The organism is Pseudomonas sp. 32_A, assembly GCF_017490905.1.
GTDB classification, from domain to species: domain Bacteria; phylum Pseudomonadota; class Gammaproteobacteria; order Pseudomonadales; family Pseudomonadaceae; genus Aquipseudomonas; species Aquipseudomonas inefficax.
Genome location: NZ_JAFGYI010000268.1, coordinates 1 through 475, shown reverse-complemented (window position 1 = coordinate 475; position 475 = coordinate 1). Strand labels below are relative to the sequence as shown.

The 475-nt window shown below is 65.3% G+C and carries 2 protein-coding genes; both read right to left on the bottom strand.

The genetic code is table 11. The annotated features are described in order from the left end of the window. Positions 1-251 (bottom strand): cupredoxin domain-containing protein (locus J5M58_RS26625; RefSeq protein WP_207880355.1); only part of this gene is annotated, 251 nt, incomplete at its 3' end. A gap of 59 nt (positions 252-310) precedes the next feature. Further along, the coding region (locus J5M58_RS26620) for an iron transporter (protein ID WP_207880357.1) at positions 311-475 on the bottom strand (165 nt) is incomplete at its 5' end.

The following is a 475-nucleotide window of genomic DNA, read 5'->3' as shown; positions in this document are numbered from 1 at the left end:
ATCACGACGAACGATTCGCCGCCCGGCGCGAGCACCTTCGCCTTGCGCAGCTGCACGCTCTCGAACTCGACGGCGCCCTTGCCCGTATTGCGGATCTGAATCTTGATGCGCTGGCCGGCCGGCACTTCGATGCGCGCCGGATTGAGCTTGCCGTCGGCCATCTCGAGCCTGAAGGTCGGCAGATCGGCCGCGTGCGCGGCGCCGGCGACGAGGATCGCGGCGGCGAATGCGTATGCTCTGGGGAATGTCATCGTATTTCTCTAAAGAGACAGCGCGCTCGTCGCGCGCCGTCCGTGTACCGCTGGTGCGATCAGTACCCGCCCTTCTTGCCGATGCCGGCGAACGGGAAATCGTATTCGAGCGTGATCGGCTTGAACCACGCGCCGACGCCGGTTTCCTTGTCGACGTGGCGGCCGAACGCCATGTGGCCCGTCTGCATCGGCGGCTTCACGACGAGCGTCAGGTGATACTTGCC